The organism is Streptomyces ficellus (assembly GCF_030406405.1).
GTDB classification, from domain to species: domain Bacteria; phylum Actinomycetota; class Actinomycetes; order Streptomycetales; family Streptomycetaceae; genus Streptomyces; species Streptomyces ficellus_B.
Window position 1 is genome coordinate 90,970 of sequence record NZ_JAUEPL010000002.1, and the last position, 15,974, is coordinate 106,943.

The 15,974-nt window shown below is 72.9% G+C and carries 10 protein-coding genes; 4 read left to right on the top strand and 6 right to left on the bottom strand.

Annotated features, from left to right (window positions below; genetic code table 11):
* Positions 1-50: 50 nt before the first annotated feature.
* The gene (locus QWM81_RS01860; RefSeq protein ID WP_290109613.1) at positions 51-698 is read left to right on the top strand and encodes a TetR/AcrR family transcriptional regulator; all 648 of its coding nucleotides are present in this window, start codon (positions 51-53) and stop codon (positions 696-698) included.
* A 277-nt stretch (positions 699-975) separates the two neighbouring features.
* Here the strand turns inward: QWM81_RS01860 and QWM81_RS01865 are convergent, their stop codons facing one another.
* The 6 genes from QWM81_RS01865 to QWM81_RS01890 all read right to left on the bottom strand — a co-directional run bounded on the left by QWM81_RS01865 (position 976) and on the right by QWM81_RS01890 (position 12,405).
* The gene (locus QWM81_RS01865; RefSeq protein ID WP_290109614.1) at positions 976-1,530 is read right to left on the bottom strand and encodes a flavin reductase family protein; all 555 of its coding nucleotides are present in this window, start codon (positions 1,528-1,530) and stop codon (positions 976-978) included.
* A gap of 4 nt (positions 1,531-1,534) precedes the next feature.
* Positions 1,535-2,053 carry an acyl-CoA thioesterase gene (locus QWM81_RS01870; protein WP_290109615.1) on the bottom strand — a complete coding sequence of 173 codons (519 nt, stop codon included), beginning with the start codon at positions 2,051-2,053 and terminating at the stop codon, positions 1,535-1,537.
* 7 nt (positions 2,054-2,060) lie between these two features.
* Entirely contained in the window at positions 2,061-7,946 is a 5,886-nt protein-coding gene (locus tag QWM81_RS01875) for a type I polyketide synthase (protein ID WP_290109616.1), read from the bottom strand.
* Positions 7,943-8,944, bottom strand: a complete 1,002-nt coding sequence (locus tag QWM81_RS01880) for a hypothetical protein (protein ID WP_290109617.1) — start codon at positions 8,942-8,944, stop codon at positions 7,943-7,945. Before QWM81_RS01880 ends, QWM81_RS01875 begins: the two co-directional genes overlap by 4 nt.
* Complete coding sequence (locus QWM81_RS01885) at positions 8,941-10,887, bottom strand: CRTAC1 family protein (protein WP_290109795.1); 1,947 nt, start codon at positions 10,885-10,887, stop codon at positions 8,941-8,943. The genes QWM81_RS01880 and QWM81_RS01885 overlap by 4 nt, the downstream gene beginning before the upstream one ends.
* 717 nt (positions 10,888-11,604) lie before the next feature.
* Positions 11,605-12,405 carry a TIGR03084 family metal-binding protein gene (locus tag QWM81_RS01890; protein WP_290109618.1) on the bottom strand — a complete coding sequence of 267 codons (801 nt, stop codon included), beginning with the start codon at positions 12,403-12,405 and terminating at the stop codon, positions 11,605-11,607.
* A gap of 181 nt (positions 12,406-12,586) precedes the next feature.
* Between QWM81_RS01890 and QWM81_RS01895 the strand changes: the two genes are divergently transcribed.
* The 3 genes from QWM81_RS01895 to QWM81_RS01905 all read left to right on the top strand — a co-directional run bounded on the left by QWM81_RS01895 (position 12,587) and on the right by QWM81_RS01905 (position 15,960).
* Complete coding sequence (locus QWM81_RS01895; RefSeq protein WP_290109619.1) at positions 12,587-13,576, top strand: DUF1702 family protein; 990 nt, start codon at positions 12,587-12,589, stop codon at positions 13,574-13,576.
* 45 nt (positions 13,577-13,621) lie between these two features.
* Complete coding sequence (locus QWM81_RS01900; protein WP_290109620.1) at positions 13,622-14,599, top strand: DUF1702 family protein; 978 nt, start codon at positions 13,622-13,624, stop codon at positions 14,597-14,599.
* 95 nt (positions 14,600-14,694) lie between these two features.
* Positions 14,695-15,960, top strand: a complete 1,266-nt coding sequence (locus QWM81_RS01905; RefSeq protein ID WP_290109796.1) for a cytochrome P450 — start codon at positions 14,695-14,697, stop codon at positions 15,958-15,960.
* Positions 15,961-15,974 lie beyond the last annotated feature (14 nt).

Consider the following 15,974-nt stretch of genomic DNA (forward strand, 5'->3'; position numbering starts at 1 on the left):
CGTAACATAGTTTTGCTACAGGGTGTCGGACGACCGAAGGGACGTCAAGGGTGAGCCCACGTCAGGCGAATCCCAGGCTCAGGACCGATCTCGTGGAGGCCGCCGCGCGGCTGCTGGCCGAAGAAGGGCCACAGGCGCTGACGACCCGCCGGCTCGCCTCCGCGGTCGGTGCCTCGACCACCGTCGTCTACACCCACTTCGGCAGCATGGACGATCTCGTGCGGGCGATGGTCCACGAGGGGTTCGCGAGGCTCGACCGGCGGATGAGCGAGGTCGGTACGACCGGTGACCCCGTGGCCGACATCGCGGCACTCGGGCTCGCCTACCACAGCAACGCGCTTGAGCACCGGCACCTGTACGGCGTGATGTTCGGCGGGCCGGGGTTCGGCGGGTTCAGCCTCAACGAGGAGGACCGGCAGCACGGCCGCTACACCCTGGAACCCGTGGTCCGGGCGGTGGCGGCGGCCATGGCGGCGGGCCGTTTCCGGGAGGGGGACGCACGGCTGGTGGCCCATCACCTGTGGATCGGGCTGCACGGGCTGGTCACGCTGGAACTGGGCGGCTTCCTCGAACCGCCCTATGACGCGGACTGCTGCTTCGCCTCACAGGTGCACGGGCTGCTGGTGGGCGCGGGGGACGATCCGGCGCAGGCCCGGCGCTCGCTGGAACGCCTGGGCGTACCAGTCGGGGCGGGGTGATCGCAGGGCGCCGTTCGGCACCGGTGCGCGCGGCACTCAGAGCGCCCGGCAGGGGCGGCGAGGAACATCACCGCGCGCCGGTGATCGCGGCGCCGCGGGCGAGGTGTACGCCGCTCCGCCTGGCGCACCGTCCGTAAGCGGCCGGTCCGCGCCATGGCTCGGCCGGCGCGGGAACGCCGGCGGGCCGCGGTCGTCGCGATGGACGACCGCGGCCCGCCGGGCGCAGCGCTGGATCTCCGGCTCAGGCGACGGAGGGGCCAGGCGGTGGATCTCCGGCTCAGGCGACGGAGGGCGCCAGGCGGTGGAAGGCTCCGCCGTAGAACAGCAGGGCGTCGCCGCCCGGCCCGCGGCCCGCGTCGAGCACGGCACCGAGCAGGATGGAGTGGTCCCCGCCGTCGTACACCGCCTCCAGGCCGCACTCCAGCCAGGCCAGCGCACCCGACAGGATCGGGGCGCCGGTGCGGCGGCCCGGCTCGGTGTCCACCGCCTCGAACTCCCGGGCGCCGCGCGGTCGCCCGCGGTCCGCGAAGCGGCGCGCGACGGGCTCCTGGCCCGCGGAGAGGACGGAGACCGCGAACGCCTTCTCGTCCAGCACCAGGTCGTGCAGCGCCGCCGTGCGCAGCACGCACACCAGCACCAGCGGCGGGTCCAGCGAGACGGAGGTGAACGAGTTCGCCGTCATCCCCCTCGGCAGTTCCCGGCCGGCCGTCAGGACGGTGATGCCGGTCGCGAAGGAGCCCAGCACACCGCGCAGTTCGCGGCGGTGGTTCTCCAGCGCGGGCCTCCTGTCCGGGGCGGGCGGGCACGGGCCGCCCGCAGGGCCGTCGGCCATGCCGTCACCCCCCGCCCGCCGCCACCGCGAGCGGCCCGGGGGGAGCCGAGCCGGTCGCCGGGAGCGCGTACGGTTCCAGCGCCCGGCGCAGCGCCTCGGGCACCCGGGTCGGCCGGGTGTCGGTGTTGGGCCCGCGCATGCAGGCCACTCGCTGACGGCCCCGGGCGACCAGGTCCTCGGCGACGGGCCCGCCGGCGCCGTCCTCGCCCTCCGCACCGCGCAGTCGCACATAGTCGAAGCTGAAGCCGATCTGGGTCTGCGTCAGGTCCTCCAGCCGCATCCGGATCGACAGCTGGTCGAACGCGGTGATCTCGGCGAAGAACTCGCATCCCACCGACAACGTGAACAGCTTCAGGTCTTTTCGGATGTCGTCCAGCACGGCCGGGGCCCGGTCCCGCAGGAACATCTCCCGGCACCGGCCCTGCCAGCGGACGTAGTTGACGTAGTAGACATTGCCCACCAGGTTGGTCTCCTCGAAGCCGACCAGGTGCCGCAGCTCGTAGTAAGGGCGTTGTCCGCCCATCCGTCCCTCACCCCTCCTTCTCTGCCAGCAGGGCGAACACCGCCGGTTCGGGCGCGCCGCCCAGCACGGCCGGGACGGTGGCGATCCGGGCCGCGCCGGAGCGCAGCACCACCCACCGGTCCGGCGCCCCCGGAGCGGCGTCCACCGTCAGTTCGACGTGCGCCCGGCCGCTCTTGCGCAGGCACTCGGTGGCGCCCCACACCCGGCCCGCCGCGAGCGAGAGGTCCTCGCCGTACTCGGCCGCGATCAGCCGGGCCAGCGTGAGCCCGCCGGTGCCCAGCAGCCCCTCCCACTCGTCCGGACCGCGCTCCGCGACGCGCTGCACATCGCACGCGACCGGCCGCTGCCCGGCCACGGCGAGGGTCACCCCCGCGCCGTGGGAGGCGGAGACGTACGGGCCGCCGTCCACCTCGGGGCGCCCGTCCGGACGGTGCCGGAGGGTCACCGGGTGGCCGAGCGCCTGGCCGAGGGCGTCGGCGGTGCGGGCCCGGCGGGCGTCCCGGGCGTGGCCGGCGCCGTCGCCGTCCGGGTGGACGGCGATCCGCACCGGCGCGGCCAGCACCGCCTCGACGCGGCGCTCCAGGTAGGGGCCGAGCAGCGCCGGCTCCCAGGGACCGGAGCCGTCCAGCTTGCGGACGGCACGCAGCGTCAGGCCCGTCCAGCGCTCGACGATCGCGCCGTGCTCGTCGCGGACGTCGAGGTCGTAGACGTAGGTGTCGCCGTCCCGGGAGCGCTCGACGGCGTGCAGGACGACGCTGCCGGTCCGGCCGGCCGCGAGGGGGTCGGCGAGGTGCAGCCGCTCGATCCCCACGGGCAGCAGTGTCGCGTCCGGCACGCACGCCTGGATGGAGTGCATCAGAGCGTCGCGGGTGCCGGGGTCGGCCAGCACCAGGTCGGACGGCAGGAAGCCGGCGAACCAGGGCGCGGTGGCGGACGTGGAGATGTCCGCGACACACTCCTTGGCGGCGAGGTGCCGGTAGCCCGTCAGGCGCTGGAACCGGGCGCCCTGGAAGAGCACCGGCCCGTACATGTCCCGCGCCGGGTCCAGCGACGGGGCGACGCCCTCGGGCGGTGTCCGCCCCTCCGGCAGCTCCGGGTGCGGCCCGTAGCGCAGGACGGCGCGGAAGTGGTCGGCACGGAAATCGGTCTCGCTGCTGCGGATCACCGCCCGGACGGTGTCGGGGCCGGTGGCCAGCACGGCCACCCGCACGGTGGTGGTGCCGTCCGGGGGCACCGCCACCGGACGCAGGAACTCGGCGTCCTCCAAGGCGGGCACCGCGTCGCTTCCCGTGCGGCCGGTGAGGGCCGCGGCGGCCTGGGCCATGGCCTCCATGCCGAGCACCGCCGGGAGCAGCAGGGTGCCGTCCAGGAGGTGGTCGGCGAGGTAGGGGTCGGTGGCGGCGGACAGCTCCGAGTCGGCGACGAGTTCGACGCCGGGGTAGTGGGCCTGTACGCGCTCCACGAACCGGAGCAGCGGCAGTTCGCGATCCTGCAGCGAGATGGTCGGCAGCCCGCCGGCGCGGCCCATGACGACCAGGGTGTCGGGCACGTCCGGGTCGGCCAGCACCCGGCGGAGCATCGCGACCCCCTCATCGGCCGGGATCGGCTCGATGCCCTCCCGGAGGAGTGATTCGAGCACTCCGAGCCGCTCCCCCATCCCGGTGCCGGACCACACCGACCACTCCAGCGCGATGCACCGGCAGCCCGGGAGGTCTTGGCGCAGCCGGGTGACACGCTCCGTCAGCCAGTCGTTGGCGGTGGCGTAGTCGGCCTCACCACGCAGCCCGGCGCGGCCGATGATGCTGCCGAACGCGACCACCAGCCGCAGGTCGGCCGGGTCGACGGCGGCGAGGACCGCCTCCAGTCCGGCGATCTTGACGGCCAGGGTGCGGCGGAACGATGCCTCGTCGAGGTCGGCGAGGGCGCGCGGTTCATTGCGTCCCGCCCCGTGCAGTACGGCGGTGACGGGGCCGAGCCGGTCACGTATGTCGTTGACGGCGGCCTTGGTGTCGCCGGCCGAGGTGACGTCGGCGCGGGAGTAGTGGAAGCGGACGCCCGCGGCCGCCATGCGGCCGAGGTTGGCGGCGAGTTCGCGGTCGGTCTCGGGGTCGGAGCGGCCGAGCAGGCCGATGGCACAGCCGGTCTCGCGGGCGAGGGACAGGGCGCACTCGGCGGTGATGCCCTTGCCCCCGCCGGTGACCAGGAGGACGTCGGTGGCGGTCAGCGGGGGCCGGGCGGGGGTGCCGGTGCCCGTGGTGACCACGTCGGGCGGCAGGGCCCGCAGCACCGGGACCCGGCGGACGCCCGCGGCATCGTAGTGCACCTCGCTGAACCCGCTGGTCGCCGCGACATCGGCGACGATACGGCGCGTCAGCTCATCGAGCGGCGGCAGGCTGTTGAGCGGCAGGGTGACGACGGTGGTGGCGGTGGCGGGCGCCTCCAGGTGGAGCGTCTTGGCCAGCCCGGCGGCGCCGCGCCGATCGCCGACGGCGACGAACCGGGCGGCGGGCGCGGTGGGGTGCAGGGCGGCGCGGGCGGCGGAGAGCATCAGCGCGGCGTGCTCGTCGTCGCAGTCGGCGGGCAGGCAGAGCAGCACGCCTCCGTCGAGGGCATCGCGGAGGGCCGCCGCGAGCGGCCCGGCGAGTGGATGCCGGTCGGAGGCGAACACGGCCCAGTCCTTGCCGCCGCCCTCGGCGGACAGCGCCTGCCCGAGCGCCTTCCCGGGCTCCGCCTCGACGAGGTCGACCGAGAACGCGCGGACCCACGGGGCCACCCCGGCCACCGCCATCGTGCTGTCCGCGTCGGACGCCAGGGCCGTGCCGGAGAGCTCGTCCAGCAAGGCGGCCAGTTCGGCCAGGGTGGAGGTGGCGAACGCCGAGGTCGTGGCAATGGCGTCGACGCCGAGCTCACGGGCCGCTTCGTTCATGATCTGGCCGACCGTGATGGAGCTGAGGTGGAGCTCGTCCAGCGGGCGGGTGTCCGGCGAGATGGCCGAGGGCGGCAGCTCGGCGCGGGCCGCGGCGAGCCGCATCAGGACGTCGAGGCTGCTCGCGCCGTCCTTCGCGGGGGCCGGCGGTGCGCCGGCGGACTCCCCCGCCGGTCCCAGCCGCACGGCATCCGCGTCGGCGCCCGCGTCCGCCGCGAGTGGCAGGTGCCCGTCCGGCGCCGACTCGCACGGATTCGCCAGGAACCGGAACTCCTTGTCCAGCGGGAGCGGCCGGGTGAAGCGGTCCCGGAACAGCTCACTGTGGCGCACCGGGGCGCCGAGCACCCATGCCGCCGCCACACCGTGGAAAAGCCCGGCGAGGGACACGCTGTCCGTGTCGAGGGCGATCACCGGAACGTCCACCGTCTCGGCGGCGAGGCCGCTCAGGATACGCCCCGGGCCGAGCTCCAGCAGCAGGTCGCTTTCGGCCGCCACGTCCTTCACCGCCTCCGTGAACCGCACGGGGGCGAGGACCTGACGGGTGAGCAGCTCCGCCACGTCGGTGTCCCGGGGGAGCGGCGCGCCCGTGACCGTCGAGACCACCCGACGGGCGAGCGGCTCGAACCGCTCCTCCGCCAGGTGCTTGGCGAACGCGCGCCCCGCCGGGGCGACCGCGGGCGAGTGGAAGGCGTGCGAGACGTTGATGCGCTGCGCTCCGAGGCCCTGTGCGACGGCCCGCGCGCTCACCCGGGCGACGGCGTCGGCGGGTCCGGAGACCACGGTCTGGCGCGGACCGTTGTACCCGGCGATCACCACGGGCTCGCCGTCGAGCAGCGGTTCCACCGACGCCGGCGCCGCGGCGATGCTCGCCATCGCGCCCCCGCCGTCGCTCGCCGCCGCCATCACCCGGCCGCGCGCCGCCGCCGTGCGCAGCAGCCCGGCCTCGTCCATCGCGCCGGCCCAGTGCAGGGCCGTCAGCTCGCCGAGGCTGTGGCCCGCGGCGGACGTGGCCGTGACGCCGAGCGCGTCCAGCACGCGGAGCCCGGCCACCGAGGCCGTGACGATCCGGGGCTGGGCCACCTCGGTCGCCACCTGATCGCCGCCGACCGGGAGGCCCTGTTCCCGGTACAGCTCGTCCACGGCGGCGAAACGGGCCCGCAGCGCGCCGCCCTCGCCGCTGCGGCCCGCGCCCTGACCGGGGAAGAGGAAACCGATCCGGGGCAGGGCGTCGGTCCGGCGGCCGAGGAACAGCCCGGCGGCCGGGTCGAGGACCGCGCGGGCGCCGCCGTCGACCCGTGCCAGCAGCTCGGTGAAACGCTCCTCGGCCTGCTCCGGGGAGGAGGCCACGACGGCGGCACGGATGGTACGGCCGGCCAGTTCGGCCTCCAGCGAGGCGGCCAGGTCGCCGAGTTCGGCATAGGACAGGCGTCCGGCGAGGGCGGCGAGCCGGGCCAGCCGACCGCGCAGTGCGGCGGTGTCGTCGGCGTCGACCAGGAGCAGCTCGCAGTCCTGGCGGGACCGGACCAGGCGGGCGGTGGACCGTGGCAGGGCGGTGCGACGCACCCCGTCGGCATGCTCGACGACGATGTGCGCGTTGATGCCGCCGAAGCCCATCGAGGAGACCCCGGCCCGCCTCGGGGCGCCCTCGGGCCACACTTCGGCCTGTCTTGGCACCCGCAACGCGGGGCGCTCCCCGAGGAGTTCGGGGTGCGGGTCGTGGTGGCCGGTGGCCGGGGGAATGATCTGGTGGCGCACCACGAGCACTGCCTTGAGGAGTCCGGCGATCCCGGCCGCGGCCTTGGTGTGCCCGAGGTTGCCCTTGACGGTGCCGAGGGCGGCGGGCGGCGCGTCGGGGTCGGCGGCCCGGCGGGCCTCGGACAGGGCCCGCAGCTCGGTGGCGTCGCCGACGGCGGTGCCGGTGCCGTGGCCCTCCAGGTAGGAGACGGTTTCCAGGCCGAACCCGGCGGAGCGGTAGGCCCGGTCCAGGGCGAGGCGGTGACCGCTCGCCTCGGGGCGGGTCATGCCGCCGCGGCCGTCCGAGGACCAGCCCCAGCCGGCGATGACCGCATAGCGGAAACGTCCCTGCGCGAGGGCGTCCTCGTTGCGCATCAGCACCACGGCGCCACAGCCCTCACCGGGCCAGAAGCCGTTCGAGCGACGGTCGTAGACGCGCATCTCACCGGTGGCCAGGGCTCCTGTCTTGGCGAAGCCGACCACCTCGAACGGGTCGATGCTCAGGTCCACGCCGCCCGCGATGGCCACGTCCCACTGCCCGGAGGCGAGCGCGTTGCACGCCGTGGCGACGGACAGCAGCGAGGAGGAGCAGGCGCCGTCGACGGTGAATCCGCCGCCGCCGAGGTCGAAGTGGTTGCAGATGCGTCCGGCGATGGTGTTGGCCAGGCCGCCGGCCAGACTGTCCTCGTCGATCGGCGGGAAGGGCTGCTTGTACCGCTCCTCCAGACCGGTCAGGAATTGCGCCAGCTCCGCGTCCGACCACCCCTGTTCGCGCAGCGCAGCGCCGACCGTACGGCGTACGTACGGCCAGCGCAGCCGCATCAGGTTGGCTCGGCTGAACTCACCGGTGAGGCTGTTGCCCAGGACGGCTCCGGTGGTGGCCGCAGGCAGGCCGCCACCCTCGGGGAATCCCGCGTCCCTCAGGGCCTGCGCGACCGTGTCGAGGGCCAGCCAGTGCGTCATGTCGGTGGCACGGAAGGTGCTGCCGGCGACGCGGTGCTCGACCCGGTCGAACTCGAACCCCTCCAGGACGGCCGCCTTGCGCGCGTAGTGGCGGTCGGGGGCGGCGGGATCGGGCGAGTAGTAGTCCTCGTGGCGCATCCGTTCGTCCGGGAGTCGGCGGAAGGCGCGCCGCCCGGCCAGGACGTTCTGCCACAACTGCTCGGGGGTTTCGGCGTCGGGATAGCGGCAGGCCATGCCGACGACGGCGATGCGCGAGGGCTCTGCGGTCATGCCGCCACCGCCTCGGGTCCCTTGGCGCTGCCCGCGGTCGCGGGCGACGCGGCGGCGATCCGCTCCCGCCGGCGACGCATCAGGTGGTCCACCCACCAGCCGGCGCCGCGCAGCGCGCACACGATCGAGGTGGCGAAGAACAGTGTGTAGACGACGTTGAAGACCATCAGTACCCCGTAGACCATCGCGACCGACGCGCCGAACATGAACTGGTTGCGAGCCTTGGTCGGCGTCGTCCCCGGGTCGCTGATCATGTAGTTGGTGAACAGTACGAAGGCCACTCCGCTCATCACGCCGAGTGCCGAGTACAGCGCGACGTCCCACACGAAGTGGCGGATCACGCCCTGGATCACGAAGCCGCCGAGCCATCCGACGATCAGCGCCACACGCTTGGTCAGGATGGCGTTGATGACGGTGCCCGCGGTGGCGATGATCAGCGGGATGGCGACCCGGAAGAAATTGTTGGCGTTCTCCGTGAACTGGTACGGCGGTGCAATGCTGAACCAGGTGCCGAAACAGAGCAGCGAGACGGTGATGCCGAAGTTCGACGGGTTCATGAAGTGCCGCATCCGGCCGGCGATCGGCGCCTGGAACACGTGCTTGCCGCCGACGCCGACGACCACGCCGAACAGCACCGGCAGGAACAGGTCGTTGCCGTAGGTGAGCATCGACACGGCCAGCGAGGTGATGTGGGCGGGCAGCAGGAACTCGTACAGCCCGCGCACACCCCTGCCGCGGAAGCGCGGGGCGCGCTTGTACGCCCAGGCGCTGATCAGTTCGAGCACGATCTCGGTGGTGTATCCGCAGAGCACCGCCAGGATCGGCCAGAGCCAGGGCTGCTCGAAGCCGAGCAGCGTGTAGCCCAAGATGTTGAACACACTGATGGAGATGGCGAAGTTGCGCAGCGCGAGGTAACGCGCGTCCGGTTTGGCGGCGAGGCGCGGTGCACCGGGCTGCGGTGCCTGCCCCGTGGAGGGTTGGGTGACCGTCGCGGTCATGTGCTCGGTACCTCCTGCGCGTCGCCGGTGAGCATGAGAGTGTGGGAACCGGGGTTGAGACGGCGCTCCGCCTCGTGGACCGTGCCGTCCGCGTCGCGCCACCGAAGGTGCAGGGTCACCGGTCCGTCGTAGTCGCCGAGCCCGAAGCGGACGTCGAAGCTGCGGAATCCGCCGTGTCCGCCGCCGCCGTCGAGCTGTGCGATCTCCGTGCCGTCGGGTGTCGTGGCACGGACGGTGGCACCGTAGGCGGGGCTGCCGAGGGCGGCCAGACCGTCGCCGGAGTCCTTCGCGGCCGTCCCGACCGAGGGACGCACCAGCGTCAGGGTGAGGTGATTGCCCCGCTTCGGGGCGGTGTTGGCGTAGAAGGCGGGTGGGCCCCACTGCCGGGCGACGGCGAAGTCCAGTGCGCCGGTGCCGGTGGTGTCGCCGGTGGCCAGGGCGCGGGTGGGGATGGGCACCGCGAGGCCGAGCCGCTCGCTGATGTTGGTGAAGGTGCCGTCAGCGGTGCGGGCGTAGAACGCCAGCTTGTCGTCCCCGGCGATGTCGTCGCCGGGCTCCACGTTCGGCCACATGTCGGGATTGGCGAGCAGGAGGTCGTTGGCCATGGCCATCTCCTGGAGCCACGGCCAGCGGTCGGTCTTCCCCTTGACGAAGCCGTCCGTCTGGACCACGTCCTGGTTGCCGGAGTTGAGGAAGTCGCCCATCTTGACGTCCCAGTTCCAGCCGGTCCACGCCAGGCCGTACTCCCGGGCCTCCTGGGTGAACGGCGCCACGCCGTCCCCGAGTTCGCGGGCCATCTCCGCCTCGTCGGCGGCACGGTTCTTCCAGACGAAGTTGGACTCCTCCAGGCCCCATGCCGCGGTGATGTTGCTGACGACCATGTCGAAACGGCCGGTGCGGTCCAGGTCGCCGAAGTCGACGCCCATGCCCTTGAAGGAGCCCTGGCCGAGCACGAACGACTTGGGCGTGGTGGCGGTGCGCTCCCCGACGGCCTCGGTGAACCGGATGTGGCCGGGACGGGAACGGTTGTAGAGCAGGTGGTCGTGGCCGAAGTCGTTGGCGATGTACAGCTCCGGGAGGACGTCACCGGTCAGGTCGGCGCCGGCGACGGCCAGCGTCCAGCCCGTGGCGGCGCCGTACGGAATCGCCTTGGGTTCTTTGATGTAGGTGGCAGTCGGCCGGGTACCCGAGGTGGCGGACGTCCAGCGCAGCACGTGGTCGCCGCCGGCGTTCTCCGACCGGGACAGCGAGTCGTTCATCACCACGTTCTTCAGACCGTGGGGGTCGAGGACGTCGGAGTCGGGGAAGTAGTTGCCGATGACGATGTCCGGATGGCCGTCGCCGTCGAGGTCGCTCACGTGCACGGCATCGGTGTTCCAGCGCGGGCCGTGGTACCGGCCGTCCTGCGACTGCGAGGGCACGAGCTCGCGCGGCACGTAGGCGCGGGGCGACGGCGTACGCGCGTCGGAGCGGGCCAGGAAGAGGATCGGGGTGCGGCCCCAGTAGCTGACCAGGATGTCCATGCGCCCGTCCGCGTTGAAGTCCCCGAAGGTGCAGCCGGTGGGCGCCATCGTGTTGTCCACGGGCAGCGGCGAGGCGTCGAGGAGGAACGGCGTGAACCGATCGGCCTGACGTGCCGTGGGTGTGTACGTCACCGTCACCTGGTCGGTGCGGGTGTCGACGATGCACATGCCGGAGGCCCGGCCGTTGCCGGTGACGTCGTTGATCGCGATGCTGGCGCCCACCGACGAGATCCAGGAACGGATCTTCTCGTAGGCCGGGTTGACGGTACGCACGGTGCGCTTGGGCAGCTGGTCATAGCCCGGCGGCATGGCGATGGGCAGTTCCTTGAAGCGGTATGCGGCGGCCACCTTTGTGCCGTCAGGTGCGGCCACTGATACCCGGGTCGCATAGAACAGTGACGCCGCGATGAGAACCGTCACCAGCCCCGGCACGAGCCTGCGAGTCCGCTGGCTATATGCCACGGTGCCCCCCTCTCTGGTGGATGTCAGGGTCGGCGTGCGAATCACGAGAGTCGATTCCACAGATACGATCCGGGATGATTGCGCGGCGGGCATCTCCCGGCTTGCTAGCCGAGACACCGCACGTCCGGGCAGTCGGCAAGCTCGAAGAAGCGCCACGGCCGGGCCATCGTGAGAAAGCCCGGCGTTCACCGGGAATCACCACTGTTTTTCTCCGGATCAGCCGGGCCCTATGAGCTGCCCAAGACCTGTTGGCGTTATGGGAATTACCACGTTCCATCGGGATGCGACGGAATGCTCTGCGAACTCTTCGCGTGTTCTCAGAAGGCCGGTCCGTTACGAATCCCGGATGCCCGGCTCGGCCGGCCGATGAGCGCGTCAGCGCGCACGCCCGTACGCCAGCCGCGCGCCCGGAGGACGGCGAAGCCCCCACCATGGCTGGGCCTTCCGTCACCCAAGCGCCCGACGACCGACGACCGGCGTCCCATCCCCGGCCCGTGGTGGCCGGGCACCGGCGACCGGCCAGGCCTTGCGGCATCCCGGTCGCCCTGCCGTACCGGCCTCGCGTTCCGGTGTGAGGGCTCCTACTGGTCCCGCGATGGCGACACCGGGCCGAACGGGCCGGGTCGGTGGCGCCCGCGTCCCAGTGCCACCGACCCGCCGGTGTGCGTGCCGCGGTCAGCGCCCGAGCGCGGCGAACTGCCCGGGCTTGCGTCCGGGGCCGGCCGGGCCCCGGTAGGCCTGCGCGATGTCCAGCCACTGGTCGGCGTCCGGCCCGGACGCGGTGAGCGCGAGATCGTCGCGGTGGCGGCGCCGGGTGGCGAGCAGACAGAAGTCGACGGCGGGGCCAGTGATCCGCTGCTCCGCGTCGAGAGCGCCGAGCGTCCACACCTCGCCCGACGGTGCCGTCAGCTCGAAGCGGAACCCCTTCCGGGGCTCCGGCAGGCCATGTGACTGGTAGCCGAACTCCCAAGTGAGAGCGGCGAATTCGGCGACATGCCGGATCCGGTCGGTGTGCCGGTGAGTGACTTGGAGCGCATCGGCGACGTCCTGGCCGTGGGCGAACATCTCCATCATCCCCGCGGCCGCCAGCACCCCCGCCGGGATCGGCCGGACCAGCCACGGCACCAACTGCCCCGGCGGCACCCCCCGCAGCGCCCGGTCGGTCGCCGCCCGCTGCGTCCGCCAGGCGTCCATCAGCCGCTTGCCGTCCAGGGGCAGATACGGCTTCAGCCCGTTCTCGACGGCCTCGCCGAAGTTCCCGATCCCGGCGACGAGCTCATCGAACCCCGCCGGATCCGCCGCCGCCTTCTCGGCCAGGCCGAACACCATGGTCAGATGGGCGATCTGGTGCCGGACCGACCATCCCTCGGCCGGTGTCGGCCGCGCCCACTCGGCCTCGTCGACATCCGCGAGCAAGGAGTCGAGGGCGTTGCCCTCCTCCACCAGATCGCTGAGCACGTCCCTGCGCTGTGTCATGCCTCGTTCCTCTCTCCGGGCGGCTTGTCGCGGGGCCCAGTCTCGGGCGAGGCGGGGGCCGGCCACTTCTCCGACCGTGCTGTTGACGCGCCGCGTCCCCGCAGGCGCAACCGCGAAGAAGCACCGGCTTTCCCCGGTTCCGATGATGGTTCTGGCCGTCGAGTCGTGTGTGGAGGGCAATGTGGCGAGGACTGTCAGATCGCTCCGGCGGGTGCTGCTGGCCCCCGACCTGGCCGAAGTGTCGTTCGCCCGGCGCGGCTTCGCGCCACTGCCCGCGCGGAGTCCCGCCTCCCGGCTGGAGGACGTGCCGCGCGCCGTCGTGTGCGGCTTCGAGTGGGCCATGGAGGCACGCGGCATCCAGGAGATCGCGCATCGCCTGGAGCTCCTGGACCCCGAACAGCGCGGCTTCGGCTACGAGGGCGCCACCATGGCGCTCACGGTCCTGGACGTGATGGGCCGGGGCCGGCGCACGCGGGAGCTGCTGAACGGTCCGGGTCGCCCCCACATCCTCCTCGCCTACATCGGCATCGGCTTCGCCATGGCGCGCCTGCCGCGGGTGATGTGGAGGAAGGTGCTGCCCGATCTCACCGGGCAGCCCTTCCACCCGGTGATGAGCTGGCTCGCGGTGGACGGCTACGGGTTCGACCTGGCCTATTTCCACACGCGCCGCTGGGTGGACGAGCAACGGGTTCCCGCGAGTTATCCGTGGCAGGGCGCGCCCGGCTATTTCCCGCGCGCCGTGGACCAGGGCATAGGCCGTGCCCTGTGGTTCATCCACGGCGCCCGGCCCGAGCGCGTCGACGCCGCCATCCGTGCCTTCGCCGAGCACCGGCAGCCGGACCTGTGGAGCGGAGCCGGGCTCGCCGCCGCCTTCGCCGGAGGCTGCGGGGCGGACACGTTCGCCGTGCTGCGGCGCCTGGCCGGTCAGCACGCTCCGGAGCTGGCCCAGGGAGCGGTGTTCGCGATCCGCGCCCGGGACCTCGCCGGGTACGTGCCGGAGCACTCGGCCGTCGCCACACGGGCGCTGACCGGCCTTTCGGTCGAGGCGGCCGTGGCGCTCGCCGACGACAGCGCCCTCCCGGAAGGCGGTTCGGGACCGGTCCCGGCCTACGAGCACTGGCGGCGCGCGATCCGTGCCCACTTCCGTCCCGAGGTGGCCACCCGCCGATAGGACCTCGGCGTACGCATACGAGAAAGCCGACAGAAGGGGAGTTCCATGCCGAGCACGATGGGCAGGCTGCGACGCCGATTACTGACGCCGAGCGTGACCGAGACCCTGCTGGATACCCGTGGCTTCCACAAGAAGACACCCGAGGCCCAGCAACTGCTGGAAACCATAGGTCGCCGGTTCCTGGAGGGTTACGGCCACGCCATGGCCGCCGGCACCACGGCAGAGGCCGAGGCGCGACTGGAGGCGATCCCGGAGCGGTTCCGCGGCTTCGCCTACGAGGGCGCGGGCATGGCGTACGCCGTGCTCGACGGGTTACCGGGAGGCGGCAGGAACGGCGTCGGCCGTCTGCTGGCCGGCCGCGGCGGTGCGCACATCTACATGGTGTACGTCGGCATCGGCTGGGCCATGGGCCGGCTGCCGCGTTTCCGGTGGGCGGACGTCGAGGCCCTCGATCCCCTGCTGCGCTGGCTGGTCCTGGACGGGTACGGCTTCCACCAGGCGTACTTCCGCACCGACCGGTACGTGCACCGGCAGTACCGGGACGAGCGGTTCCCCTGGCCCGCGCACGACTTCCCGGACTACACCGGTCGCGCGATCGACCAGGGCATCGGCCGTGCCCTGTGGTTCGTGTGCGGCACCGACCCCGGGCTCGTCGCCACCACGATCGAGACGTTCCCCGAGACCCGCCGCTCGGACCTCTACAGCGGCGCGGGCCTCGCGGCCACGTACGCCGGCGGCGGCGACGAGACAGAGCTGATGGTGCTGCGGGAGAAGGCGGGACCCCATCGGGACGCGCTGGCGCAGGGCAGCGCCTTCGCCGCGGAGGCCCGGCTGCGCGCCGGGCTGCTGGTGCCGCACACCGCGACGGCCACCCGGGTGCTCTGCGGGCTGGAGCCGGAGGAGGCGGCCCGCATCCCCCAAGAGGTCCGGCCGCGGGAAACCGGGACGGGCTCGCTGCCGGCGTACGAACTGTGGCGGCAGGCCATCGCCGAGCGGATCGCGGCCCAGACGGAGCGCCGGTGATCGCCCCGATACGCCAGGTCCGGCGGGTGCCCCCGTCGCCGCCGCTGCGCGCCGTGCCGTCCCTGGTGCGGCAGCTGGCCGGGGACCGCCTGGGGATGATGACGGCCGCCGCCGGTTACGGCGACGCGGTGCGGCTCTCCCTCGGACCGAAGACGCTGTACTTCTTCAACCACCCCGACCACGCCAAGCACGTTCTGGCGGACAACGCCCCCAACTACCACAAGGGCGTCGGCCTGGCCCAGGCCCGGCGCGCCCTCGGAGACGGCCTCCTGACCAGCGAGGGCGAGCTCTGGCACCGGCAGCGCAAGGTCATCCAGCCCGCCTTCCAGCACCGGCGCATCGCCCAGCAGGCGAGCGCCGTCGCCGAGGAGGCGGCGGCCCTGGTCGAGCGGTTGCGCGGGTACGAAGGGCGGGGACCGGTCAACCTGACGCGGGAACTGACGGGGCTGACGCTGGGCGTGCTGGGCCGCACGCTGCTCGACACGGGCCTGGACGGGTTCACCGACCTCGGCCATGCGTTCGAGGCCGTCCAGGAGCAGGCCATGTTCGAGATGATCACCATGGGCGCGGTGCCGATGTGGATCCCGCTGCCCCACCAGATGCGTTTCCGGCGGGCCCGCGTCCGTCTGCAGCGGGTGGTCGAGCAGTTGGCCGCGCAGCGCGTCGCACGCGGCGGGATCGGGCAGGGGGACGACGCCCTCTCGCGGTTGATCGCGTCCGTGCGGGGGGAGCGCGACCCGCGGAGCGGCGACCGGCGGCTGCGGGACGAGCTGATCACCCTGCTGCTGGCCGGCCACGAGACCACCGCCTCCACCCTCGGCTGGACCTGCTATCTGATGGACCGTCACCCGGAGGTCTGGGACAGGGTGCGCGAGGAGGCTGTGGAGGTACTGGGCGACCGGCTCCCCCGCTACGAGGATCTGCGCCGCCTGAGCTACACGGCCACGGTGGTCGAGGAGGCCATGCGGCTGTATCCGCCGGTGTGGATCCTGCCTCGGCAGGCGCAGGCCGCCGACGAGATCGGCGGTTACCGCGTCCCGGCCGGGGCGGACGTCCTGATCTGCCCCTACACGCTTCACCGGCACCCGGACTTCTGGGAGGCCCCGGGGCAATTCAGGCCCGAGCGGTTCTCGCCCGGCGAGCGGGGCGACCGCCCGCGGTACGCCCACATCCCGTTCGGGGCAGGCCCTCGGGTGTGCGTCGGCAGCAGCCTGGGCCTGATGGAGGCCGTGTTCACCGTGGCGCTGCTGTGCCGGGAGCTTCGCCTGGAGAAGGTGGCCGGCCTTCGGGTGGCCCCGGAGCCGATGCTGTCGCTCGGGGTGCGCGGCGGGCTGGTGGTGACGGTCCGTACGGTGGGGTGATGGACCGTATGGTG

Excerpts from the sequence above, each read along its gene's own strand:
- QWM81_RS01905 (WP_290109796.1), top strand. The coding sequence starts at position 14,695 with ATGATGACGGCCGCCGCCGGTTACGGCGACGCGGTGCGGCTCTCCCTC.
- QWM81_RS01870 (WP_290109615.1), bottom strand. The coding sequence starts at position 2,053 with ATGGGCGGACAACGCCCTTACTACGAGCTGCGGCACCTGGTCGGCTTC.
- QWM81_RS01900 (WP_290109620.1), top strand. The coding sequence starts at position 13,622 with ATGCCGAGCACGATGGGCAGGCTGCGACGCCGATTACTGACGCCGAGC.
- QWM81_RS01865 (WP_290109614.1), bottom strand. The coding sequence starts at position 1,530 with ATGGCCGACGGCCCTGCGGGCGGCCCGTGCCCGCCCGCCCCGGACAGG.
- QWM81_RS01875 (WP_290109616.1), bottom strand. The coding sequence starts at position 7,946 with ATGACCGCAGAGCCCTCGCGCATCGCCGTCGTCGGCATGGCCTGCCGC.
- QWM81_RS01880 (WP_290109617.1), bottom strand. The coding sequence starts at position 8,944 with ATGACCGCGACGGTCACCCAACCCTCCACGGGGCAGGCACCGCAGCCC.
- QWM81_RS01890 (WP_290109618.1), bottom strand. The coding sequence starts at position 12,405 with ATGACACAGCGCAGGGACGTGCTCAGCGATCTGGTGGAGGAGGGCAAC.